Source organism: Saccharopolyspora taberi, assembly GCF_039534165.1.
In the GTDB taxonomy this organism is placed as follows: Bacteria; Actinomycetota; Actinomycetes; order Mycobacteriales; family Pseudonocardiaceae; genus Saccharopolyspora_D; species Saccharopolyspora_D taberi.
Genome location: NZ_BAAAUX010000010.1, coordinates 63,022 through 84,628, shown reverse-complemented (window position 1 = coordinate 84,628; position 21,607 = coordinate 63,022). Strand labels below are relative to the sequence as shown.

Below are 21,607 nucleotides of genomic sequence, written 5' to 3'. Positions count from 1 at the left end.
AAACCGGAAACCGGAAACCGGAAACCGGAAACCGGAAACCGGATGGGCCGGTGGGGCACGGTGCCCGTCGCCGCCCGGATCCTGGCGGTGGTCCGCACCCCGACCGCGCTGGACCGCCTGCACGACGTCTTCCCGGCCCTGGCCGACGACGTGCGGCTGGAGATCCGCTTCGCCGTGGCCAAGGGCTCGGAGTTCGCGGCCGACCTGACCGAGCTGCTGCACCGCCAGCACATGCGCGTCGTCAAGTGGTCCAAGATCAGGGCGGCGGACTTCGACCTGGCGATCTCCCCCAGCAGCAACGGCGCCCTGCACAAGCTGCGAATCCCGATCATGACGATGCCGCACGGCGCCGGGCACCACAAGAAACGGGCCACGGGCGAAGGATTCACCGACGAGATCTCCGGCCTTTCCCGCACCCAGCTCGTGCACAAGAACCGCATCGTCCCGAAGATCATCGGACTCTCGCACCACAACCAGATCGACGCGCTGCGGGCCGGCTGCCCGGAGGCCGTCGACCGCGCCCGGGTGATCGGCGACCCGTGCTTCGACCGCCTGCGCGCGAGTATCCCGATGCGCGACCACTACCGCTCCGGACTCCGGTCCGGCGACCGCAAACTGGTCGTGATCTGCTCGACCTGGGGTGACCGGTCCGCCTACGGGCGGCAGGCCGAACTCGTGACCCGGCTGGTCGAGGTGCTGCCGCCGGACCACTACCAGGTCGCGCTCGTGCTGCATCCCAACATCCCCGCGCAGCACAGCCGTTTCATGGTCGACCTGTGGACGCGGCACGCGCGTTCGCGCGGGCTGGTCGTCGTGCCGCCGGATCGCGGTTGGCGAGCGGTGCTGGTCGCGGCGGATGTCGTGGTGTCCGACCACGGTTCGCTCGCCCTTTACGCGGCGGCGTTGGGAATTCCCTTCCTCCTGGCGGAGTTCGGCACCGACGAGATCGTGCCGGGCACCCCGGCCGCCCGGCTCGCGGACCGGGCGGCCTGGCTGGATCCGACCGCGGACCTGCGCGCGCAGGTCGATGCGGCGCGGCCGGTGGCCGGGCACGAGGAGCTGGCGTCCGACGCGTTCTCGCCGATCGGGCGGTCCGCCGAGCGGTTGCGCGAAGCGATCTACGACGCGATCGGGCTGCCGCTGCCGGGGTGGCCGGTGCGGGCGGAGCCCGTCGAGGTCTTCAGCCCAGACGCCTGAGCACGCGGTCGGCGGCCGGGTGCCCGGCCTGCCGGTAGATGTCGAGCGCTTCGGTCAGGTGCTCCCGGGAGGCGGCGGAGTCGCCGGTCTCGGCGAGCGAGATCCCGAGCAGTTCCAACGCTTCGGCGAGCTCGAAGGAGGCGTTCCGGGCCCGGGTCTGGTCGACGACCTCGCGCAGCAGCTCGACCGCCTCCGAGTGCCACCCGAGCTGCTGGTGCCCGCTGGCGATGACGAGGCGGACCCGGCCGGGAAGCCGACGCTCGTCGGGAAATCCGGCCAGCAGCCCGAGGGCGACGTCGAGGTGCGCGAACGACTCCTCGTGATCACCGCGCCCGTTGAGCGCCTTGCCGATGAGGTAGTGCTGGATGGCCATGCCGCGCGGCCTGCCGACCTCCTCGTTGAGCGCGAGCGCCTGCCGGAACAACGCGATCGCGTCGTCCCAGGACTCCTCGGCGAGGTGGAGCTTGCCCTGGAACTCCAGCGCAGAGGCCAGAATCCGGCGGTTCCCGGACCTCTCGGCCGCGGCGACGGCCAGCGCGGCTTCATCACGCGCGGCGTCGTAACTGGCCAGCTCCGTCCACAACTGCACCCGAAGACTGCGCATCCGCGCCTCGGCCCGCAGGTCCCCCGCCCGCTCCGCTGCGCCGACGCCCGACTTCAACGCCGCGAGGGTGTCCCGGTAGTTCTTGTGATGGTTGTGCAGCGCCCACAGTGGACCGTCGCAGAACGAGATCACCGCTTCGTCCCAACGGTATTCGGCGCAGAGTTCAGCGAGCGCGAGGATGTTCGGCCGCTCGTTCTCAAGCCACTCCAGCCCACTGGTCTTGTCGAACGGGTTGGCGCCGGCGACCAGGTCGTCGTCCCCGCCCACCCGCAGCCGCGACGGCTCCGTCACCGCCCGATCGGCGAACGCCCCCTGCGTCCGGTACCACTCCACCAGCCGCAACCGCGCCGCGCGGGCGGCGTCGTGCGAGAACTCTGCTTCCGCAAGCTTCTTCGCGTGCAGGCCAACGAGGTCGTGGAACCGGAACTGCTCCCGATCGTTCTCCTCCAGCAGGTTGCTGGTGCGGAGTTCGTCGAGCAGCTCCTCGGCGACGTGCGGCAGCAGATCGGCCAACGCCGCTGCGGCGGGCGCGGAGAACGTCGGCCCGGGCACCAGCCCGAGCAGCAGGTACAGATCCCGTTCCCCGGGCGAAAGATCTTCCACCACGTGCTTGAGCGTATTCCGCATCCGGGCGTGGCGGACGTCGTCATTGCGGAGTTCGGCCACCAGCGCCGACAACCGCCGCGACTTCCGCTTCACCAGCATCCCGCCGACGATCCGCAGCGCGACCGGCAGGAAACCGCACAGCTCGACGAGCTCACGAGCGGCGTCCGGCTCCCGCGCGACCCGACCGTCCGGGCACAGCTTCTCCAGCAGCTCGACACCGGAATCGAGGTCGAAGACGTCCAGCGCGATCGGCTCCACTCCGTCGAACCGCAGGTCGTCGACGTTGCGGTGGGTGGTGAACAGCAGCAGGCTGCCCGTACTCGGACGCAGCTCCCGGAGCCCGTCCAGCTCAGCGATGTTGTCGAGCACGACCACGACGCGACGCTCGCTCAGCTCGCTCCGAAGCCGCGCGGCAGCCTCCCCCGGATCGACCGGAACCTGCCCACCGAGCGACTTCAGGCAGTACCGAACCGCGTCCACGAGACCGACCGGCCGCCCCTGGGCGTTGAAGTCGTAGTAGAGCTGACCGTGCTCGAACCGCTTGACGACCCGGTTGAGGCAGTACAACGCCAGCGCGCTCTTGCCGACCCCGCTGGTCCCGCTGATCCCCACGCAGGTCACCGAGCCGTCACCGGTCAACAGCTCCATCAGCCGCGCCTGCTCCGAAACCCGATCGACCAGCACCTGCTGCCAGGTCGGAAGATCACCGGGCGTCCGCCGCCCGTCCGGCAGGTGCACGTGCGCGACCCCGGCTTGGACGAGGTTCCGAACGTCCCCGTGGTTCTCGTTGTGCACGACCGTCCCCCAAACCCGCGGCCCGTAACGATCACCTCACGATACGCGAGCCCCACCCGCTGTGACCGCCGTCCGCGAGAAGCGACCGGGTGTCGGCAACCGTCCCGCCGCCCGGTACCCTCCGAGGTGGGTCGCACGCGACCAAGCCCTCGTAGCTCAGGGGATAGAGCACCGCTCTCCTAAAGCGGGTGTCGCAGGTTCGAATCCTGCCGGGGGCGCATAACGCCAGGTCAGCAGGGGTGCAGGCCGCTCCTGACCCGCACCCCTTCATCATGTCGTGCGACTAGCGTGCGATTACGCAGCGGACCCGCCGCCCCCGAGGACAATGCTCCGATGCGGTTCGAGGCACGCTTCGTTCAGCAGCACATCGCGTTGATGTACGCCTCGAAGTCCGGGAACTCTTGTTGAGCCTCAGCGACGATCTCGGCGGTCGGGCGACTTTGTCCAGGTGCGTACCGCTCTGCGATCGCGTGGAACGTCTCGTTCGGGGGTCTCTTCTCGTCCGGATCATCGAGTGCTTCGACCGGGCCGGAGCCGTTGGCGAACACCCACAGGAGAGCCCCGAGGTCGCGGGCGATCACCCCGATTTGCCCCTCGGAGCCCAGGAGAACCACGGGCTGTCCGGTGATCGGTGTGTCGTCTCGGACGAGCCAGAATCCGGCATAGTCGCCCGCCCCGGACGTGCCGAAGAATCGGAACTCGCTTCCGTCGACCTCCTCATTGCCAGTCCACATGCGGAACCACCAGGCCGTGTGATCCGGAGCCGCGAAGTGCGGGTAGAACTCGAAGTCGCAGCCGTAGAGCAGCGTGTCTTCATCGTCGTCCCATACCCAGGGAATGCCGATCTCGTGCAGTTCGGTGAATGCCGGTGGCAGGGCCAGGTCGTCGGGAGTTGCGTCCGTCGTCACGTTCGCAGGTTACGTACCGGATGTCCGATGAGAGCCGAACCTGCCGGACCACCGATGGCAACGTAGGCCGGGGTCCGCGACCACACCTAGTGACAAAGCGATGCCCCGAACCTCATTGATCCCCTTCGTACGCCCTCCGGCGACGACGGTTCCGTGTCAGCAGGGGTGCCGGTCACTCCCTGGACCATCGCTGCTCGCAGTGCGAGTCGGGAGCACCAGGAGTCAGTCGATCCAGTACCGGCGCTTCGCGGGGGCTCCCGGCTCGGTGCGAACGAGGGTGTCCAGCCGCCCGCCGCAGGCTTCGATCACCGTGATCGAGCCGATGTTGTCCTCGTCGCACGTGACCAGGACTCGTTCCACCCCGTGCGCTCGCGCGATGACAATGCTCTGCCTGAGGATTTCGGTCGCGTACCCGCGTCGGCGATGTTCTGCCAGGACGGCGTAGCCGATGTGGCCTCCTAGGCGGGCCAGGAAGTCGTTGAGGGTGTGCCGGATGGACGTTCGGCCGACGATCTCCCCGGCGACCTCTGCTACCAGGAAGGTCGCGGGAACCATGCCGGTCGGCAGGTTGATCCCAGCTCGCCATTCCTCCAGCGTCTGGAGGTAGTCGCTCCACGACATACCTGCCTCGAGGCCGAAGGCGAAGTTGACCCCCTCCGCTGCCATCGCTCTGTGAGCGGCGAGGAACGAAGCTTCGTCCTCGCCTCGCAACGGTCTGAGTCGAAGTCCTGCGCTCACCCCGCGAACGTATCCACGCCAGGGGAACGGAGCCACACCGCTCCGAGGATGCGCGATGATTCCGCCATGGCGGAATCGACGGGCGGCGGCCCGGACGTGGAGACGGTGGAAGGGCTGCTGCAGGACGAGCTGGCCCGTGGGGACTCGACGCTCACCCGTACCGAGACCAAGACCAGCATCCTGCTGGCCGTGTTCAGTCCCATCCTCACCGTGGGGCTCGGTGTGCTGCCGCGGGCCTCGGTGCCCGTGGTGGCGACAGTCCTCTTCTGGGCCGCGCTGGCGCTGCTCGCCGTGGCCATGTTGCTGTTGTTGTGGAACGTGCGGCCACGATTGCGGCAGAGCGGGTTCACCACCTACAGCTCGATGACCGACTCCGAACTCCGGCGGCATTTCGACCGCATCGCCGATGATCCGCTGCGCTGGCACCGGGAGCGGCTGCTTGTCGTCGCTCGGCTCGGGACGAAGAAGTTCCGGCTGCTCCAGGCCGCGACCACGCTCCTGATCGTCGCGCTGCTCGTCGCGGTGGTGGCGGCGGTCGCGTCCGCGGTGTGAGGGCGGACCGCGAGGGGCCCGCCCTCCGGGTCAGGCGCTGTAACCCTTGGGCGGGATCAGGCTGGCCAGCTGGTCGAAGGACAGCCAGTAGATCTGGTTCCCGCTGAACGAGGCCGGGTCGGCGATCAGCACCGTCCCCGCCGCGTCGTCGTAGCCGATGACCGTGAAGTAGTGGTAGATCGTCTGGTCCGGCGGGTAGCCGGGCGGCTGGTTGCCCGGCGGGGCAACGATGTTCGCCACGACCGCGTAGCCGTTGTCGATGTCGTGCACGATGTCGTTCCAGAGCAGGGACTTCTGCTCCTCGGACGGCGGGTCGTTCGGCATTTCCTTGGTCTCGTACCAGCCCACCTGCGCGCTGAGGACCCGCGTGACCTGGCCGATGTGGTCCGTTCCGCCTTCGTGCGTGCCGAGTTCGGCCGCCAGGTCGGACTGGCTGCGCTGGATCCCGCGCGCCGACAGGGCGATCCTGGTCGCCGCGGGGCCGCACCAGTACCCCGTCTCCTGCACCTGGTAGTCGATCTGGAGCACATGTTCGCTCGCCGGGCGCACCGCCGCGGCCGTCGGCGCGGGAGTCGCCGAAAGCGCGGGCGGGACGAACAACGCTCCGGTGAGGGTGACCGCGAGCACGGCGGACGAGGCCGCCAGCTTCCGCACGGACATCTCTGCCTCCTGGAATCCGAATTCGCGCCGGTGACCGGGAATTCGCCGAGTTCGGAACCGGCGCCGACGATCACCGAGATCATCGCAACGCCGTCGTCGCGGAAGCCAGGTCTCGGGCTGGCTCACCTGGGCCATCGCGCAACTGCGCCACCTTGTTGACCTCTTTCGACCAGGAGTTCTAGGCTCGGTCGGTCCAGACCGCCCGGGAGGGTGCTGTGCTCGACGTCCTCGCCGCCGACAGCGACCACGGACGGGTCTACCGCGCACTCACCACAAGAGGGCGGTCGCGCGCCGACTCCCTGGCCCGCCACACCGGCATCACCGCCGAGATCCTGCGGCAGGTGCTCGACGAGCTGGCCGATCTCGACCTCGTGCTGCGCGTCGGCGACCGGTGGGAGGCCGCCCCGCCGGACCGGGTCATGTCGGTGGCGCTGCGCGCCGAGGAGGACCGGCGCGCCCGGATGTGGCAGGCGGGGGCCGAACTCGACCGCCTCTACCACCAGGCGTTGGGCGGCGCGGGGACGTTCCGGTACGTCGAGCCGGTCGAGCACCCGGAACGCCTGATCCTGCTGACCACCCGGCTCCAGGACCAGGCCACCGAGCAGGTCCGCTGGCTCGACCGGCCGCCCTACTACAGCAAGCCGCACCACTTCCAGGCGCAGGAGGACATCCAGGCGCGGCGGATGGCCGCTGGCCTGCGCTACCGCACGGTCTACAGCCAGGACGTGTACGACGATCCGGGGCTGTTCGCGGCCATGACCCGGATGGCCGCGCTGGGCGAGAACGTCCGCGTGCTGTCCGAGCTGCCGGTCAAGCTCACGATCGGCGACGACCACACCGGGCTGCTGGTGCCCGACCCCGACCGCGCCGGGCTGGACGGCTCGCTGCTGGTGCACGCCTCCGGGCTGCTGAACGCGCTCATCGGCGTCTTCGAGACACTGTGGACACTCGGAATCCCCGTCTCCAGCAAGGGGAAGCAGGGGCTGCTGACGGATCGGGACCGGACCATCATCACGCTGATGGCCGCGGGCGCGACCGACGACGCCATCGCCCGCCGGTTGCAGCTGTCCCGGCGCACCGTCGTCCGGCGGATCGCTGCGCTGCTCGACCAGCTCGGCGCCAGCACGAGGTTCCAGGCCGGGGTGCAGGCCGCCAAGCGCGGGCTGCTGTGAGTGCGCGGAAACGCGGCCATTCCAGCGAAGGAATCGGGATAATCAGCGCATGGCTTCCGCTGTCGTCCGCTGCGAACTGTGCGAACTTCCGGTTGGGCAGTGCCCGCACACCCGTCCCGCTCAGCCCGCGCCGTCGCGGGCCCACCACCAGATCTTGGTGAGCCCGAGCGGCACAGCGCATGTTCCCGGATGTATGCACAACACCGAGTCACGCTTCGACGAGTGGGGCGAGATCCGCGACGTGCCCAACGCCTGGGAGCGGATCAAGACCGGTCAAGCCATTCAGGCCAATGCCGGAGCCGACCGCTCGCGCGTTGCGACGAAGGTGTGTTCCACCTGCGGTTGACCCGCCGAAGGGACAGCGCCCGCTCAGCCGTCGATCTCGACGTCCTCGATCTCCACCGGTAGCGCGGGTTCGCCGTCCTCGCCGCCGACGATGCCGCCGGCGACGATGGCGTCGAGCACGTCCATGCCCTCGACGACCCGGCCCAGAACCGTGTACGCGGGCGGGATGTTCGCGTGCGAGTGCACGACGAAGAACTGGCTGCCGTTGGTGTCCGGCCCTGGTTGCCCATCGCGATCGTGCCGCGCGGGTAGGTCTCGGACCCGGTCAGCTCGTCGGCGAACCGGTATCCGGGGCCGCCCTTCTCGACCGAAAAGATGTCGCCGCACTGCAACACTCCGAGGCGCGCCGAGTTCGTCAGGCGCCAGCAACGGGATTCGTCGTAGAAGTCGCTGCGGGCGAGGTGGACGAGGTTGTGCACCGCGCACGGAGCGTTCTCGCGGTCGAGCTCGACCACGACGTCACCGTGGTTGGTCTCGATCTCCGCTTCGACCGTTCCCCCGCTCGGCGCCACCGGCCACGGCGGGACGACGGGGCGGGCTGCCGGATTCTCGGGAGTCGGGATGAACTCGCACGCCACGGGCGGCTTCGGTTCCGGCGCGTCAGCGTGGGCCACGCCCACCGTCGCGATCGTGAGCAGAGCGGCCAGGATTCCGGCGGACCAGTGCGATCTCATCCGGACAACCTAACCTCGCCCGCGCACCTCGCGTACCCCCATCGGCACGTGCCGGGGCGCGGGATCCCGCGCCCCGGCAGCGGGTCAGCCCTTGGCGAAGCGTTCGAGGTCGGCGACGCCGCCGTTGAACCGGTTGACGTCAACGGCTCCGCTGACGCCGTCCACGCTCCCGGAGTCGCTGTACTGCCAGAAGGTGTACTCCGGCCAGCCACCGATCCTGCTCGGCTGGTCCACGTCCCACTCGGCGATCCACAGCGGGTTGCGCTCGAACGCCTTGCTGTTGCCCGTGCACTCCTTCCAGAACGACGGGCTGGTGTAGATGATCGCCTCGCGGCCGGTCTGCTTCCTGACCTCGCCGACGAACGTCGAGATCCACTCCTTCATCTGCCCGTGGTCGAGGCCGTAGCAGGTGGCGCCGTTCGGGTTGGCCTCCATGTCGAGCACCGGGGGCAGCGACTTTCCGTCGTTGCGGTAGCCCACCACCTCAAGGAATCGGCTCGCCTGCTTGGCCGCCGACCCGTCCGGCCGCGCGAAGTGGTAGCCGGCGCGGAACAAACCGGCCTTGCCCGCGCCGCTGTACTGGCTGTCGAACAGGTCGCTGGTGAACGACTGCCCGTCGGTGGCGAGGACGAACGCGAAGTCCCGGCCGTCCTTCTTGACCTTCTCGAAGTCGACTTTGCCGTTGTGGTTGGAAACGTCGATGCCGAGCGCCTGGGCGTCGGCTTGCGCGGCACCCGTGGTCAGGCCCAGCACCGCGACCGCGGCGGCCACGGCCGTCAGCAGGTTCCTTCCCAGTAACTGCTTCCTCATGCTCAGGACCTCCAGGCGCAGTGGACGTGGCTGTCGTGGCCGGCGTCGCCGGGCCCGAGGATCTCGACCGCGCCCGCCGACTCGCACGCGGACTTGATCTTGGCGACCTTCGGGTTGCTCGCGCTGACCGCCCTGCCGTCGATCTGGTCGACGTCGAAGGCGGTTCCCGCGTAGTGGTACGAGGTCGAGCTGTGGTCGCCACCGGCGATCGTGGTCACGCGGTAGTCGTAGTCCGCGCCGATGGCGACCATCCCCTTGAGCAGGTCCGCGGACAGCTGGACCTCGGTCACCCCGACGTCGCTCCACGGGCTGGTCCGCGCGGCCTTGCCCGCGGCCGTGTCGCGGATGTTCTGCCGCGCGGTCGACTCCGGATCGTTCTGCCCGCCGACGTGGCTGTTGAGCAACGTGATTCCGCCGTCGTCGAGGATCTTCCGCGCGAGCTCGGCGCGGGACGGCGCCGCTGCCGCCGCGGGAGTCGCGATGGCCAGCGACGCGACCAGCGCCGCGAACAAGGCCGTCGACTTTCGGGTCATTGACCGTTCTCCTGTCGGTTGGTGAACTCGGGACGAACAACCGCCCGCGACGGTCCACAGTGGAGTCCGGAGTTCCCGTCGCGGTGCTCGACCGGAGTCTTTCCAGCACCGACCGGGCTCGCTAGCCTTGGCGGCGAATCGGGGACACATCGGGAACACCGCAGGCGTTCCACCTGCGGGGACAGCTGTTCCCGGGGACGCGGCAGGGGACGTGGCGGTGGTAGATCCGGAACAGCGGCACCCCGACATCCAGCAGTGGGCGCAGCAGCTCCAGCAGCTGGCGGAGGCGACCGGCCTGTCGCTGCGGCAGCTCGCCGGGCACGTGCCGTGGTCGCCGTCGACGCTTTCCCGCTACCTCAACGGAGAACGCGTCGTCGAGGAGGCGTGGCTGCTGGCGTCGAAGCTGGTCGAACTCGCCGAACAGCGCGGCGCAACCGTACGCGTCCAGACGGACGAGCTGCACTTCCGCTACAAGCAGGCGCGGCAGGCGTACCAGGAGCAGCAGCGCGCGCAACGGGTCAAACCTCCGGAACCGCCGCCCACCCGGCGTCGCGCGCTACTGGTGCTCAGCGCGGTCCTCGGCGCTGTCGCGGTGGTCGGCACGATCGGGTTCACCGTGCTGTGGGCGCAACCCGAGCCGCGGATCTGGCGCGCGAAGATCGTCGGCACCTGGTCGGAGCAGTACCACCAGCACCTCGGCGTGTTCCGCTTCCGCACTCCCGACATCCCCGGCGACACCGACAAGGCGACCTACCACGAGGGCACGGTCGTGACGATCACCTGCCAGGCGCGGCACCGCCGCGAGGTGTCGGACCCGACCACCGGGCAGCGGTCGGCGGTGTGGAACCGGCTCAGCGACGGGTACTGGATCCCGGACCTCTACACCGATCTGCCCAAGGTTCCCGGCGAGGACCCACCCCTGGACCTGCCGACCTGCTGATCTGGCTAGCGCGGCATGCGGCGCCAGATCGCCTGCGGCACCAGGCGCATCACGGCGAACACCGCGCGCAGCACCGGCGGCACCCACACCACCCGGCGGCGCCGGACCAGCGCCCGCACGGTCGCGTCGGCGACCTGGTCCGGGGTGCTCGACCACGGCGCCGGGCTCATGCCCTCGGTCATCCGCCCGATGACGAACCCGGGCCGCACCAGCAGCAGGTGCACCCCGCTCCCGACCAATGCGTCGGCCAGGCCGCTGGCGAAGCCGTCCAGGCCGGCCTTCGCCGAGCCGTAGACGTAGTTCGCCCGCCGCACCCGCACCCCGGCGACCGACGAGAACACGACGAGGTCGCCGGTTCCCTGCGCCCGCAGCAGGTTCGCCAGGTGGGTCAGGATGCTGACGTGCGCGACGTAGTCGGTGTGCACCACGGCGAGCGCGTGTTCGGCGTCGCGTTCGGCGCGGTCCTGGTCGCCGAGGATGCCGAAGGAGATGACGACGACGTCGATCGGGCCGTGCTCGCGCCTGATCGCGTCCAGCACGTCGGCGTGGCTGGCCACGTCGTCGGCGTCGAACTCCGCACGCGCCACCCGCTCCGCACCGGCCTCGCGCAGCCGCTTGGACTCCGCGTCGAGGTCGCCGCTGCGCCGCGCGGCCAGCACCACGGTGTCGTGCCCGCGCCTGACCAGGCGCTCGGCGACGGCGAGTCCGATTTCGCTGCGGCCCCCGAGGACCAGAACCGTTCCGCTCACGCCGCCGAGTCTGCCTGCTGCCCGCTCAACCGGCGCGCTTGACCCCGTCGACGGCGCGCTGCGCGCCGACCTGGAGCAGCCGGATGTCGGTGGCCACCGTCAGGAACCGGAACCCGAGCTCCTGCCACCGCAGCGCGCCTTCCGGCCCCGAGCAGTGGATCCCCGCGGGCACCCCGTGCTCCCGGCACGCCAGCGCGATCCGCTCGATCGCCCCGACGTGCACCGGTTCGACGGCGTCCACTGTCGGCGCCACGCCCAGCGAGAGCCCGAGGTCGGCCGGTCCGACGTAGGCGAGGTCGATGCCGGGCACCGACAGGATCGCGTCCAGCTCGTCCAACGTGGACCCGGTTTCGATCTGCACCGCGCAGATCACGCCGTCGTTGGCCTTCGCCGTGGTGAACCCGTCATCGCGCAGGGCCGCACCGATCGGCCCGTAGCTGCGCTCGCCCAGCGGCGGGTACCGGCACGCGCGCACGGCCTGCTCGGCCTCCTGCGCGGTCTGCACCATCGGCACGATCACGCCCGCCGCACCGGCGTCGAGCGCCTTCATGATGTCGCCCGGCTGGTTCCACGGCACCCGCACCACCGCGGGCGTACCCGCGAGCGCCAGCGCCTGCACCATCGACGGCACCGAGTCGGAGCCGATCAACCCGTGCTGGGTGTCGATGCACACCCAGTCGAAGCCGGACCGGCCCATCACCTCGGCGGTCACCGGCCCCGGCAGCATGCACCACCCGCCGTGCGTCGTCCTGTCGAGCAGCCCGTTCGTCATCCGGCCTCCCACGGTTTCACCCACGGCTCCTCAGCACACAGCATCAGCCCGCTGCCTGCCGGATGCGCTCCAGCAGCCGGTGCCGGTGCACGGCGTGTGCGAAGTCCGGCACCTCCGAGGTGCCGTTGACGATGTCGTCCCGGATCTGGGCGTAGGCGTGCGCGACCGTGTAGGCCATCTTGGTCGGCTCGACCTGCGGGACCAGCTGGTAGCTCGCCGGCACGGCGAGTTCGGCCAGCTCACCCGCGCCGCGGGCGCCGCGCAGGTTCACCTGGCCGAACTGGAGGTGCCCGTTGCCGCCGGAGACGATGATGTCGCCTTCGGTCCCGTTGATCTCCCAGTGGAAGTCGGTCCCCCGGGACAGGCCGCCCCGGTAGTGCACCGACGCCACGGCGCCGCCGTCGAGGACGCCGGTGACCGCGATCTGGTCCTCGGCGGTCATCGGCACCGCCCGCCCGGTCCCGACCTCGTGCACCTCCGGGCGGCGGACCGCGATCGTCGAGTTCAGCTCGGCGAACTCGCCCAGCACCATGGCCAGGGCGTCGATGGTGTGGCCGAACGGGATGCTCAGCATGGTCGCGCCGTTGGCGCGGTCGAGCAGGTACTCGCCGCGGGGCTCGAAGGTCCCGCCCCAGCGCCGCCCGGAGGCGATCATGCTGGTGGACAGCACCTCGCCGACGTAGCCGTCGGCGATCAGGTCGCGCAGGTACCGGACCTGCGGAGTGGAACGCGCCTGCAACCCGACGAACGCCCGCGCGCCTTCGGCAGCCGCTGCCATCTCCTCGGCTTCGGCGAGACCGTTGCCCAGCGGCCACTCGCAGAGCACCGCCTTCCCGGCCGCCAGCGCGGCCAGCGCCAGCTCGCGGTGGTGCGGCACCTTGACGGTCACGGCCACCAGGTCGACGTCGTCGCGCTTGACCAGCTCGTCGACCGTCCCGTGCGCGACGCCGAAGTGCTCGCCCGCGCGCTTGGCCGTCTCGGCGCTGCTCGCCGCGAGCGCGCGCAGTTCGTAGCCGTCCAGCGCCGCGAGCGCGGGCACGTGGGCCTCGGCCGCCCAGCCGCCCGCGGTGCTCAGGCCGATGATCCCCACACCGATCGGTGCGTTCATGGTTGGTGCTCCTTTCCCCGTTCTTGATCACCAGCCTAGCCACATGTTCGCGCCTGCGCGAACATCGTGCGGCATAATGTGCCGATGGCCAGTCGCACGTCCTCCCCGCTGCTGCACCCGGAAGAGCACCAGATCGACCTGTTCGCGCTCATGACCGCGCTCGGCGATCCGGTGCGGCGCAGCATCGTCGTCACCCTCGGCGAGCACCCCGAGGTCGCGTGCGGCACGTTCGACCTGCCAGTGGCCAAGTCCGCGCTCAGCAGGCACTTCCGCACGCTGCGGGAGTGCGGCCTGATCCGGCAGCGGGACGAGGGCACCCGCAGGCTCAACGCCCTGCGGCGGGAGGAGCTGGACCGGCGCTTCCCCGGGCTGCTGGACCTGGTCCTGCGGGAGGGCGCGGACTGCGCCGTCGGGGTGCTTGTGGAAGCAACCGGCGGTGCTGATCCGTAATCTTGGAACATGGCGGCCGACGTACTCGATTCCCAACAGCTGAACCGCGCGACGCTGCACCGGCAGCTGCTCCTGGAGCGCTCGGCGCTACCGGTGCTCGACGCCGTCGCGCACCTCGTCGGCATGCAGGCGCAGGCCCCGCTGCCGCCCTACTACGGGCTGTGGACCCGGCTCGACGGGTTCCGCCCGGCCGACCTCGCCGACCGCCTGCTGGACCGCAGCGCCGTGCGCATCGTGCTCATGCGCAGCACGGTCCACCTGGTCACCGCCGAGGACTGCCTGCGGCTGCGCCCGCTGGTCCAGCCGCCGATCGACCGCGACCTGATCCGCAACCACCCCATCGGCGTCGACCACCGCGAGATCGCCGCCTACGGCCGGAAGCTGCTCGACGAGAAACCCCGCACCCTCGGCCAGCTCCGCCCGCTGCTCGCCGAGCGCTGGCCGGACGAGGACCCGGCCTGCCTCGGCTACGCGGTCCGCAGCCTGCTGCCGCTGGTGCAGATCCCGCCGCGCGCGGTCTGGGGCAGGAGCGGCCAGCCGACCTACGCCACCGCCGAGACCTGGCTGGGCAGGCAGCTCGACCCGGTGCCGTCGCTGGAGGACATGATCCGGCGCTACCTGCGGGCCTTCGGTCCGGCGACGGTCGCCGACGTGCAGACCTGGTCGGGGCTGATCCGGCTGCGCGAGGTCGTGCGCGGGATGGAGCTGCGCACCTTCCGCGACGAGCACGGCCGCGAGCTGTTCGACGTGCCCGACGGCCCGCTGCCGGACCCGGAAACGCCCGCACCGCCGCGTTTCCTGCCGCCGTTCGACAACGTCCTGCTCTCCCACGCCGACCGGACCCGGATCATGACCGAGCGGCACCGCAAGCGGCTGTTCGAGGTGAAGAACGGCCAGCTCCCCGGCACCTTCCTGGTCGACGGGTTCCTGCGCGGCACCTGGGAGATCACCAGGGAGGGCGACACCGCGGTGCTCGCGGTGGTGCCGTTCCAGCGGATGGCCCGCAGGGACGTCGCCGCGGTCGCCGAGGAGGGCCGCGCGCTGCTGGCGTTCGCCGAGGAGTCGGCCACCGAACACGACGTCCGGTTCGGCGAACCGGGCTGACCGGCTGAGGGGAGCAAACGTCATGTTTACCCCGTAAACACCGACACCTACGCTGTGTGCGATCAGTCCTGCCGAGAAAGTGGTTCGCGATGTCTGATGCCATCCCGCAGATCGACACCAGCACGCCCAGCATCGCGCGCGTCTACGACGCGTTCGTGGGTGGCAAGGACAACTTCGAGGTCGACCGCGAGGTCTACCGCAAGATCCTGGAACTCGCGCCCGAGGCGGCCGAGGTCGGCAAGCAGTGCCGGGCGTGGCTGATCCGGGTGGTGCGGTTCATGGCCGCGCAGGGCGGGATCGACCAGTTCCTCGACCTCGGATCCGGGCTTCCGACGGCGGAGAACACCCACCAGGCCGCGCAGCGCATCAACCCCGACGCGCACGTGGTCTACGTCGACAACGACCCGGCGGTGGCCGCGCACGGCCGCGCCCTGCTGGAGGAGAACGACCGCACCCACTTCGCGGTCGGGGACCTGCGCCACCCGGCGGAACTCCTGGAAGACCCGATCGTCGCGGGAAACCTGGACTTCTCCCGGCCGATCGGCCTGATCCAGTGCAACACCCTGCACCATGTCACGGAAGAAGAAGGTCCGGCCGAGATCATGCGGACCTACATCGACGCGCTCGCCCCGGGCTCGTTCGTGGCGATCTCGCACCTGTACAACCCCGACGACGGCAGCGAACTCGCCAAGCTCGCGGCGGAGTCGCAGGCCCGCTTCAACCAGATGATGGGCAGCTGCTTCTACCGCTCCCGCGCGGAGATCGAGGCCATGTTCGGCGGCCTGGAACTCATCGAGCCGGGCGTGAGCTACCTGTTCGACTGGTGGCCCGACGGCCCGCAGCTGACCCCGCCGAGCACCGGCGCGCACAACCTCCTCGGCGGCGTGGCGCGGAAGTGAAGCCGGGTGTGACGACGAAGCCGGACTTCAAGCGGGAACTCGACTGCTACCAGGCGAAACATCACGAGCTCCGCGTCGTGGACGTCCCGGACCTGCAGTACCTCATGATCGACGGGCACGGCGACCCGAACACCTCCGAGGCGTTCTCCGACGCGGTCACCGCCCTCTACCCCGTCGCGTACAAGCTCAAGTTCGCGAGCAGGAACGAACTCGGCCGCGACTACGTGGTCATGCCGCTGGAGGGCCTGTGGTGGGCGGAGGACATGGACTTCTTCACCGCGCGCCGCGACAAGTCCCGGTGGGACTGGACGTTGATGATCATGGTGCCGGACTGGATCGGCCCGGCGATGCTCGAAACCGCACGCGCGCAGGCGGGCAGGAAGAACCGCCCCGCCAGGCTCGACGAGGTCCGGCTCGAAACCCTTTCCGAAGGCCGGTGCGTGCAGGCGCTGCACATCGGTTCGTACGACGACGAAGCCGGTCTCCTCGCGCGGATGCACCACGAGTTCATCCCGGCCAACGGCCTGCGGATGACCGGCAAGCACCACGAGATCTACCTCAGCGACTTCCGCAAGGTCGCGCCCGAGAAGCTTCGGACGATCCTGCGCCAGCCCGTAACCGGCTGAGGCCGGCAAAAACACAAGGTCGTGAGCGCTCCCTCAAACGCCCACGACCCCGGTTGCCGCTCAGCGCAACGGCGCCTGCTTCTGCGTCCACCACCGCATCGCGTGCTGGACCAACGCGATCAGCGTCTGCTTGGTCGACTCCTTGTCCCGCGCGTCGCACGGACCGATCGGCACGTCCGGCCCGATGGCCATCGCCTCCCGGATCTGCTCGATCGAGTGCAGCAGCTGCCCGTCGAAGCAGTTCACGCCGATCAGGTACGGCAGACCGCGGTCCTCGAAGAAGTCCACCGCGGAGAACGAGTCCGCGAGCCTGCGGGTGTCGACCAGCACGACCGCGCCGATGGCGCCGCGCACCAGGTCGTCCCACATGAACCAGAACCGCTGCTGCCCGGGCGTGCCGAACAGGTACAGGATCAGATCGGAGTCCAGCGAGATCCGGCCGAAGTCCATCGCGACCGTGGTGCTCGTCTTGTTCGGCGTCGCGGCCAGGTCGTCGACCCCGCGGCTGGCCTCCGTCATCACCGCCTCGGTGGTCAGCGGCACGATCTCGGAGACCGACCCCACGAAGGTCGTCTTGCCGACGCCGAAGCCACCGGCGACCACGATCTTCGCCGAGGTCGTGCCTCGGGGCGACTGCGCCTGCGGCGGCACCGCGCCGCCCTGCGCTCTATAGCCGACGGAGTCCACTCAATACCCTTTCCATCAACATCAGGTGTGGTGCGCTACCGCTTTCGGACACCGTCTGGTGAACGGTGATCAGCCCCAGGTCGGCCATGTCGGCGAGCAGCACCCTGGCCACCCCGATCGGGATGGACAGCAGGGCGCCGACCTCCGCGACGGATCGGGGGTGCCTGCACAGCTCGGCGATGGACTGGTGCTCCAGCCGCAGCACCGCGTCCGGCTGGTGGGCGTCACCGGTCGAGACCAGCGTTTCCAGCTCCAGCTGGTGGTTGGACCGGGTCCGGCCACCGGTCCAGGTGTAGGAGCGGATGCTCGACGCGGCGGGCTCGACCGGTTCCTCCTCGGCAACCGGTCCCGGCTCCTCCTGCCTGGGTGCCTGCTCCGGCTCCTGGCGTTCGGCACGCTGCTCGCCGCGCTTCTTGCGCCGCTTCCCCGTGAAGGTGAAGCCGTCGAGCACCTCGGCGAAGGAGTCGTCATCAGGTCTTCGTTCGCTCATCTGCGCCTCACACCAACTGGCCCGTCACCGCGCCCGTGCCCTGCAGCTGCGACCGGATCTCCGGGGTGAGCATCTGGCCGACGCGTTCCACGAGCATGGTCATCTCGTAGGCGATCAGCCCCATGTCGCACTGCGGTGCGGCAAGCACGGTCAGGCAAGACCCGTCGCTGATGCCCATCTGCAGCAGGGTGCCGCGCTGCATCTCGACGATGGTCTGGATGACCCGGCCCGCCTCGAAGCACTTCGCCGAACCCTGGGTGAGGCTCAGCAGACCGGACGCCACCGCGGCCAGCTGGTCCGCCCGGTCCCTGGGCAGCTTCGCGGACGCGGTCAGCAGCAGGCCATCGGCGGACACGACGATCGCGTGCGCCACGCCGGCCACGCGTTCGGTGAAGTCGGTGACCAGCCAGCCGAACCTGCGGGAAATCGTCTCCTGGGCAGTCATGCAACCTCCTGATTGTCGCCGAGGTGATCATGGTGCGCGGTGGGGATCGCTGTCATGGTGACCTCCGTCAGCCCTCGTCGGGCGCGCGGTGCCGACCCCGGCGGGCACCGCTCTGGAAGTCGGCCAGGCGACTGCGGAGTTCGTCCGCGTTGCGCTCGAACAGTCCGCCGCCGTCGTCTTCCGGGCCGGCGGCGATGCTTCCGGGGGCCAGCTGCGCCTTCGGGGTGCGGCGCGGGAGCCCGGCTTCGGTGAACGAGGTGGGCTGCGAGGACGCCGCGGCCTCCGCCGCCCGGCGGGCGTCGTCGGCGGCGAAGTTCCACGCGTCCTGCCCGCTGGTGTCCGGTTCTTCCTGAGCGTCGTCGGGTTCGGACTGCCCGAACCGGACGCCGTTGTAGCGCTCCGAGAACTCGCGGCTCACGTCGGTCGCGCTGCGCGCCGCGGAATCGCGCGGGGTCCGCTGGGGCAGCCCGGACGCGGTGAGGGGTGCGGGTTCCTCGCTCATGCCTGCCTCCCCGGCCAACTCGGCGTAGCCGGACGAGCCGGGCAGCCCGGCGTCGTCGGGCTCCTCGGTTCCGGCGTCCCCGGGAGTTCCGCCGCCGAGCGGATCCGCCTCCGGGTCCGGCCAGGCGAAGTCGTGCTGGCCGGTCTGCGCCAGCGCCTCGGGGTCCGCGGGCTGGAACCACTGGGTGGAGACGTCCTCGAAGACCGACGGCTCGGCGGCGGTCTCCGGCTCGGGCCGTTCGGGCCACGCCGGTGGGAAGTCCGGTGACACCGTGCGCGGCTGCTGCGGGATGTCCAGCGCGGACTCCCCGAGCACCGGGCTGAACAGGTTCGCCGTCTGCTCGGCGGGCTGTTCCGGGAACGGCTGCGGGTCCGGCGTGAACGGCTGCGGTTCGGACAGCGACTGGGGTTCGGAGAACGAATGGGGTTCCGAGAGCGATTGGGGGTCCGGCGAGGAGGGCTCGAACAGCGCCGCGGCGTCCGACATCGCGGGCTGCGGCCCCGAGTCGAAGCTCTGCCGCGCGGTCCGCTTCGGCAGCTCGCCACCGGATCCAAGCCCGGCCGCGGGTTCCCGCTTCGGCAGCTCGTCGCCGGATCCGAGCCCGGCGGCCGGTTCCCGCCTCGGCAGCTCGTCACCGGAACCCAGCCCGGCCGCGGGTTCCCGCTTCGGCAAGGCGTCCTCGGAACCCAGCGCGGGTTCCCGCCTGGGCAGCGCATCCCCGGAGCCCAGCCCGGCGGCCGGCTCCCGCTTCGGCAACGAGCCGATCTCGTACCCGCCGGTCGACTCGCGCCGGGGCAGCGCCGAGCCCGAATCGATCGGGCCGGAGTGCTCGCCCGCCGACTGCTCGGGGATCGGCACCGCGTTCGGAACGTCGTGGTGCGAGCTGCCGTTGCGCTGCCCGCCCAAGGCCGGTGGCGGCGGGGTCTTCGGGGTCTCGGCGGAAGCCACGTGCTCGGCCGGGATCACCGCGGTCGCGCGGACGCCCTCGACGTCCGGGCCGCCGTGCAGTTCCACCCGGATGCCGTGGCGCACCGCGAGCCGACCGACGACGAACAGGCCCATCCGCCGCGAGGTCGCCAGGTCGTCCTCGTCGACCCGCGCCAGCCGCTCGTTGGCGGCGGCGAGGTCCCGGTCGCCCATGCCGATGCCCTCGTCGAGGACGTCGAGCACGACCGAACCATCGCCCGGCTGGTAGCTCGACACCGTCACCGAGGTGTCCGGCGAGGAGAAGTTCGCCGCGTTGTCCAGGAGTTCGGCCACCAGCCGCACCAGGTCGCTGGCGGCGTGACCGACCAGCTTCACCGCGGGCGGCGGCTGCACGACGACCCGCGGGTACTGCTCGATCTCCGACACCGCGGCGCGCAGCACGTCGGCGAGGTCGGTGGGCTGGTAGAAGCGGCGCGCCAGGTCCGAACCGGACAGCACCATCAGGTTCTCGTTGTTGCGGCGCATCCGGGTCGCGAGGTGGTCGAGCTGGAACAGGCGGGCCAGCTGGTCCGGGTCCTCCTCGTCTTTCTCCAGCTCCTCGAACAGCCGCAACTGGCGCTCCAGCAGGCTCTGGCTCCGCCGCGAGACGCTGACGAACGCCTCGGAGTAACCGCGCCGCAGCGACGCCTGCTCGACGGCCAGCCGGATCGCCTGCCGGTTCACCTCGTCGAAGGCCCTGGCGACCTGCCCGACCTCCTCCTCGGTGTCGACCCGCACCGGCGGCAGCTCGTCGGCGACCTGGCGGCCCTGCCGGATTCCGGACACCACCTCGGGAAGCCCGCGGTGCGCCGAGTCGAGGGCGCCGCGCCGCAGCTCGCGCAGCGAGCCGAGCAGCTGGCGGGCGAAGGTGATGATGACCGCCGCGGCCAGGATCAGCGCCGACAGCAGCAGCACCGAGTCCCAACCGGCGGCGTTGCTGGCGTCGTCCTCCAGCTTGAAGGCGATGCCGCGGATCTCGGCGGCCAGGTCGTCGTGACCGTCGTCGATCAGCGTGATGACCTCGTCGGTGCGCGAGTTCCACTGGTCGTGCGAGACCGAGTAGCTGCCGCTGGCCTTGTCGTCGGTGCTCTCGACCAGGATCGCCTGCAGCATCATGTTGCGGTCGCGGATCGCCGGGGCGCTCAACGTCTGGTCGAGCCGCTGCTGCCAGTGCGTGGCGACCGTGGCGCGGGCTTCGGTGATCTTGTTCAGCAGCCGGGCGCGGGAGCCGAGCAGGGCGTCCACCGCGGGCTGGCGGATCTCGCCGTCGACCAGGCCGGTGAGCACCCACGCCTGCTGGAGCCGGACCTCCTCCATCAGGACCACCATGTCCTGCATTGCCGCGGAGGTGCTGGAGAGGTTGCGGTCGGCGACGGTGCTGGTCAGCGCGAGGTCCAGGGACAGCACCGCGGTCACCAGCCTGCTGTAGCCGTCGATCGCCGCGGGCGGGGGGAGCTGCTTGGCCCGCACCTGCGCGCGGAGGCCGGCGAGCTGGTCGAGCTGGGTTCGCAGCTCGGCGTAGCGCTCCTGGACGACTTCGCTGTAGGCGTCCCGGTCGGCCATCACCTCGTGCGTCGCCTGCGCGGCCGAGTCGACCACCGCGGCCTGCCGGTCGAGGACCTCGGGTCCGGCCGAGCCGGTCAGGAACTCCACCGCGTTGGTGCGCTCCTCCTGCGCGCTGAGGATCAGCGGCTCGATGCGGTCGACCGCGTCGACCACCTTGCCGACCCGGTCGTACTCGTCGGCCTGCCCGACCTGCCAGCGGATCTGCCCGACACCGAGCGTGATCGCGAAGATCACCGGCACCAGCACGACGGCGGCCAGCTTCGTCGTCAGCGACCAGTTCCGCCACTCGGTGGCGGCGGCGAACCTGCCGGCACCACCGGACGCCATCACGAGCACCCTCCTGTCGAAGCGCCGCGGCTGCGGTGCTGCTCAGGGCGGGGGTGGAGCCGCGCGGGCGGGCGAGGCGTGGGAGAACGGCGCATGCGTGCGATCCCGCAATCGTCGTCTGGAGCGGTCGGGGGCTTGACGGAAAACCAGCACCGCCACCGCAAAGCCCCTTGCGGAACCGCACCTTACCGGTGCAGGTTCAATCGATACTCAGCGTTACCGGATCGCCGCGAGCGACGGTTTCCGCACGCCGGACATCGAACCGAGGAGCCGCACGCCGGGGTGACTGGCTTTCAGTGCCCAAGCACTATAAGCCCCGACAGCGGCGAAAGCACTGGGGGCGTTTTCAACAATCCGGCCGACGAAACGTTGCAACCCCGCA

Annotated in this window: 22 protein-coding genes, 1 tRNA gene and 1 pseudogene; 10 read left to right on the top strand and 14 right to left on the bottom strand. The window is 70.3% G+C overall.

The features are described 5' to 3' along the window. Nucleotides 1-60 precede the first annotated feature (60 nt). Complete coding sequence (locus tag ABD691_RS08685) at nucleotides 61-1,197, top strand: hypothetical protein (RefSeq protein WP_344678979.1); 1,137 nt, start codon at nucleotides 61-63, stop codon at nucleotides 1,195-1,197. On the opposite strand, the gene ABD691_RS08680 is transcribed toward ABD691_RS08685, so the two are convergent. Then, on the bottom strand, nucleotides 1,181-3,202 hold the full coding sequence (locus ABD691_RS08680) for an NB-ARC domain-containing protein (protein WP_344678978.1): 2,022 nt from the start codon (nucleotides 3,200-3,202) through the stop codon (nucleotides 1,181-1,183). The genes ABD691_RS08685 and ABD691_RS08680 overlap by 17 nt on opposite strands. 145 nt (nucleotides 3,203-3,347) lie before the next feature. On the opposite strand from ABD691_RS08680, the gene ABD691_RS08675 reads away from it, so the two are divergent. Beyond that, a tRNA-Arg gene (locus ABD691_RS08675) sits at nucleotides 3,348-3,420 on the top strand. A 138-nt stretch (nucleotides 3,421-3,558) separates the two neighbouring features. Here ABD691_RS08675 and ABD691_RS08670 read toward each other — a convergent pair. Both ABD691_RS08670 and ABD691_RS08665 read right to left on the bottom strand, forming a co-directional pair. Then, nucleotides 3,559-4,110: an SMI1/KNR4 family protein gene (locus ABD691_RS08670; RefSeq protein WP_344678977.1), complete on the bottom strand. Its 552-nt coding sequence runs from the start codon at nucleotides 4,108-4,110 to the stop codon at nucleotides 3,559-3,561. A gap of 222 nt (nucleotides 4,111-4,332) precedes the next feature. Continuing rightward, nucleotides 4,333-4,848 (bottom strand): GNAT family N-acetyltransferase, encoded by a 516-nt coding sequence (locus ABD691_RS08665; RefSeq protein WP_344678976.1) that lies wholly within the window; start codon nucleotides 4,846-4,848, stop codon nucleotides 4,333-4,335. A gap of 66 nt (nucleotides 4,849-4,914) precedes the next feature. Between ABD691_RS08665 and ABD691_RS08660 the strand changes: the two genes are divergently transcribed. After that, the gene (locus tag ABD691_RS08660; protein ID WP_344678975.1) at nucleotides 4,915-5,400 is read left to right on the top strand and encodes a Pycsar system effector family protein; all 486 of its coding nucleotides are present in this window, start codon (nucleotides 4,915-4,917) and stop codon (nucleotides 5,398-5,400) included. Between the two features lie 30 nt (nucleotides 5,401-5,430). Here the strand turns inward: ABD691_RS08660 and ABD691_RS08655 are convergent, their stop codons facing one another. Continuing rightward, the gene (locus tag ABD691_RS08655) at nucleotides 5,431-6,060 is read right to left on the bottom strand and encodes a C39 family peptidase (protein ID WP_344678974.1); all 630 of its coding nucleotides are present in this window, start codon (nucleotides 6,058-6,060) and stop codon (nucleotides 5,431-5,433) included. A gap of 215 nt (nucleotides 6,061-6,275) precedes the next feature. On the opposite strand from ABD691_RS08655, the gene ABD691_RS08650 reads away from it, so the two are divergent. Then, nucleotides 6,276-7,232 (top strand): helix-turn-helix transcriptional regulator, encoded by a 957-nt coding sequence (locus tag ABD691_RS08650; RefSeq protein ID WP_344678973.1) that lies wholly within the window; start codon nucleotides 6,276-6,278, stop codon nucleotides 7,230-7,232. A 49-nt stretch (nucleotides 7,233-7,281) separates the two neighbouring features. After that, nucleotides 7,282-7,578, top strand: a complete 297-nt coding sequence (locus ABD691_RS08645; RefSeq protein WP_344678972.1) for a hypothetical protein — start codon at nucleotides 7,282-7,284, stop codon at nucleotides 7,576-7,578. Nucleotides 7,579-7,601: 23 nt separating this feature from the next. Here ABD691_RS08645 and ABD691_RS08640 read toward each other — a convergent pair. The 3 genes and pseudogenes from ABD691_RS08640 to ABD691_RS08630 form a co-directional block, all read right to left on the bottom strand. Then, nucleotides 7,602-8,251 (bottom strand): annotated as a pseudogene (locus tag ABD691_RS08640) (peptidylprolyl isomerase). Between the two features lie 84 nt (nucleotides 8,252-8,335). Then, complete coding sequence (locus tag ABD691_RS08635) at nucleotides 8,336-9,061, bottom strand: GH25 family lysozyme (RefSeq protein ID WP_344678971.1); 726 nt, start codon at nucleotides 9,059-9,061, stop codon at nucleotides 8,336-8,338. A gap of 2 nt (nucleotides 9,062-9,063) precedes the next feature. Next, nucleotides 9,064-9,594, bottom strand: a complete 531-nt coding sequence (locus ABD691_RS08630) for a carboxypeptidase (protein ID WP_344678970.1) — start codon at nucleotides 9,592-9,594, stop codon at nucleotides 9,064-9,066. A gap of 217 nt (nucleotides 9,595-9,811) precedes the next feature. Here ABD691_RS08630 and ABD691_RS08625 point away from each other — a divergent pair, with 217 nt between their 5' ends. Then, complete coding sequence (locus ABD691_RS08625) at nucleotides 9,812-10,534, top strand: helix-turn-helix domain-containing protein (protein WP_344678969.1); 723 nt, start codon at nucleotides 9,812-9,814, stop codon at nucleotides 10,532-10,534. A 5-nt stretch (nucleotides 10,535-10,539) separates the two neighbouring features. On the opposite strand, the gene dprE2 is transcribed toward ABD691_RS08625, so the two are convergent. Genes dprE2 through ABD691_RS08610 form a run of 3 tightly spaced genes read right to left on the bottom strand, consistent with a single transcriptional unit; the run spans nucleotide 10,540 to nucleotide 13,163 of the window. Then, nucleotides 10,540-11,283 (bottom strand): decaprenylphospho-beta-D-erythro-pentofuranosid-2-ulose 2-reductase, encoded by a 744-nt coding sequence (gene dprE2, locus ABD691_RS08620; protein ID WP_344678968.1) that lies wholly within the window; start codon nucleotides 11,281-11,283, stop codon nucleotides 10,540-10,542. Nucleotides 11,284-11,308: 25 nt separating this feature from the next. Beyond that, nucleotides 11,309-12,079 carry an HpcH/HpaI aldolase family protein gene (locus ABD691_RS08615; protein ID WP_344678967.1) on the bottom strand — a complete coding sequence of 257 codons (771 nt, stop codon included), beginning with the start codon at nucleotides 12,077-12,079 and terminating at the stop codon, nucleotides 11,309-11,311. Between the two features lie 19 nt (nucleotides 12,080-12,098). Next, nucleotides 12,099-13,163 carry a Gfo/Idh/MocA family protein gene (locus tag ABD691_RS08610; protein ID WP_344678966.1) on the bottom strand — a complete coding sequence of 355 codons (1,065 nt, stop codon included), beginning with the start codon at nucleotides 13,161-13,163 and terminating at the stop codon, nucleotides 12,099-12,101. Nucleotides 13,164-13,247: 84 nt separating this feature from the next. On the opposite strand from ABD691_RS08610, the gene ABD691_RS08605 reads away from it, so the two are divergent. The 4 genes from ABD691_RS08605 (at nucleotide 13,248) to ABD691_RS08590 (ending at nucleotide 16,242) form a co-directional block, all read left to right on the top strand. Beyond that, nucleotides 13,248-13,613 carry an ArsR/SmtB family transcription factor gene (locus ABD691_RS08605; protein WP_344678964.1) on the top strand — a complete coding sequence of 122 codons (366 nt, stop codon included), beginning with the start codon at nucleotides 13,248-13,250 and terminating at the stop codon, nucleotides 13,611-13,613. 9 nt (nucleotides 13,614-13,622) lie between these two features. Beyond that, nucleotides 13,623-14,717 carry a winged helix DNA-binding domain-containing protein gene (locus ABD691_RS08600; protein WP_344678963.1) on the top strand — a complete coding sequence of 365 codons (1,095 nt, stop codon included), beginning with the start codon at nucleotides 13,623-13,625 and terminating at the stop codon, nucleotides 14,715-14,717. A gap of 89 nt (nucleotides 14,718-14,806) precedes the next feature. Continuing rightward, nucleotides 14,807-15,616: an SAM-dependent methyltransferase gene (locus ABD691_RS08595; RefSeq protein ID WP_344678962.1), complete on the top strand. Its 810-nt coding sequence runs from the start codon at nucleotides 14,807-14,809 to the stop codon at nucleotides 15,614-15,616. 8 nt (nucleotides 15,617-15,624) lie between these two features. Then, the gene (locus ABD691_RS08590; RefSeq protein ID WP_344678961.1) at nucleotides 15,625-16,242 is read left to right on the top strand and encodes a GyrI-like domain-containing protein; all 618 of its coding nucleotides are present in this window, start codon (nucleotides 15,625-15,627) and stop codon (nucleotides 16,240-16,242) included. A gap of 60 nt (nucleotides 16,243-16,302) precedes the next feature. On the opposite strand, the gene ABD691_RS08585 is transcribed toward ABD691_RS08590, so the two are convergent. The 4 genes from ABD691_RS08585 to ABD691_RS08570 all read right to left on the bottom strand — a co-directional run bounded on the left by ABD691_RS08585 (nucleotide 16,303) and on the right by ABD691_RS08570 (nucleotide 21,225). Beyond that, a complete protein-coding gene (locus ABD691_RS08585) occupies nucleotides 16,303-16,929 on the bottom strand; it encodes a GTP-binding protein (protein ID WP_344678960.1) in 627 nt (208 codons plus the stop codon). Continuing rightward, a complete protein-coding gene (locus ABD691_RS08580; RefSeq protein WP_344678959.1) occupies nucleotides 16,910-17,419 on the bottom strand; it encodes a DUF742 domain-containing protein in 510 nt (169 codons plus the stop codon). Before ABD691_RS08580 ends, ABD691_RS08585 begins: the two co-directional genes overlap by 20 nt. A gap of 7 nt (nucleotides 17,420-17,426) precedes the next feature. Beyond that, nucleotides 17,427-17,864: a roadblock/LC7 domain-containing protein gene (locus tag ABD691_RS08575; RefSeq protein ID WP_344678957.1), complete on the bottom strand. Its 438-nt coding sequence runs from the start codon at nucleotides 17,862-17,864 to the stop codon at nucleotides 17,427-17,429. Nucleotides 17,865-17,931: 67 nt separating this feature from the next. Beyond that, entirely contained in the window at nucleotides 17,932-21,225 is a 3,294-nt protein-coding gene (locus ABD691_RS08570) for a sensor histidine kinase (protein WP_344678956.1), read from the bottom strand. Nucleotides 21,226-21,607: the final 382 nt, after the last annotated feature.

Excerpts from the sequence above, each read along its gene's own strand:
- ABD691_RS08660 (WP_344678975.1), top strand. The coding sequence starts at position 4,915 with ATGGCGGAATCGACGGGCGGCGGCCCGGACGTGGAGACGGTGGAAGGG.
- ABD691_RS08655 (WP_344678974.1), bottom strand. The coding sequence starts at position 6,060 with ATGTCCGTGCGGAAGCTGGCGGCCTCGTCCGCCGTGCTCGCGGTCACC.
- ABD691_RS08645 (WP_344678972.1), top strand. The coding sequence starts at position 7,282 with ATGGCTTCCGCTGTCGTCCGCTGCGAACTGTGCGAACTTCCGGTTGGG.
- ABD691_RS08635 (WP_344678971.1), bottom strand. The coding sequence starts at position 9,061 with ATGAGGAAGCAGTTACTGGGAAGGAACCTGCTGACGGCCGTGGCCGCC.
- ABD691_RS08630 (WP_344678970.1), bottom strand. The coding sequence starts at position 9,594 with ATGACCCGAAAGTCGACGGCCTTGTTCGCGGCGCTGGTCGCGTCGCTG.
- ABD691_RS08610 (WP_344678966.1), bottom strand. The coding sequence starts at position 13,163 with ATGAACGCACCGATCGGTGTGGGGATCATCGGCCTGAGCACCGCGGGC.
- ABD691_RS08605 (WP_344678964.1), top strand. The coding sequence starts at position 13,248 with ATGGCCAGTCGCACGTCCTCCCCGCTGCTGCACCCGGAAGAGCACCAG.
- ABD691_RS08600 (WP_344678963.1), top strand. The coding sequence starts at position 13,623 with ATGGCGGCCGACGTACTCGATTCCCAACAGCTGAACCGCGCGACGCTG.
- ABD691_RS08595 (WP_344678962.1), top strand. The coding sequence starts at position 14,807 with ATGTCTGATGCCATCCCGCAGATCGACACCAGCACGCCCAGCATCGCG.
- ABD691_RS08580 (WP_344678959.1), bottom strand. The coding sequence starts at position 17,419 with ATGAGCGAACGAAGACCTGATGACGACTCCTTCGCCGAGGTGCTCGAC.
- ABD691_RS08575 (WP_344678957.1), bottom strand. The coding sequence starts at position 17,864 with ATGACTGCCCAGGAGACGATTTCCCGCAGGTTCGGCTGGCTGGTCACC.
- ABD691_RS08570 (WP_344678956.1), bottom strand. The coding sequence starts at position 21,225 with ATGGCGTCCGGTGGTGCCGGCAGGTTCGCCGCCGCCACCGAGTGGCGG.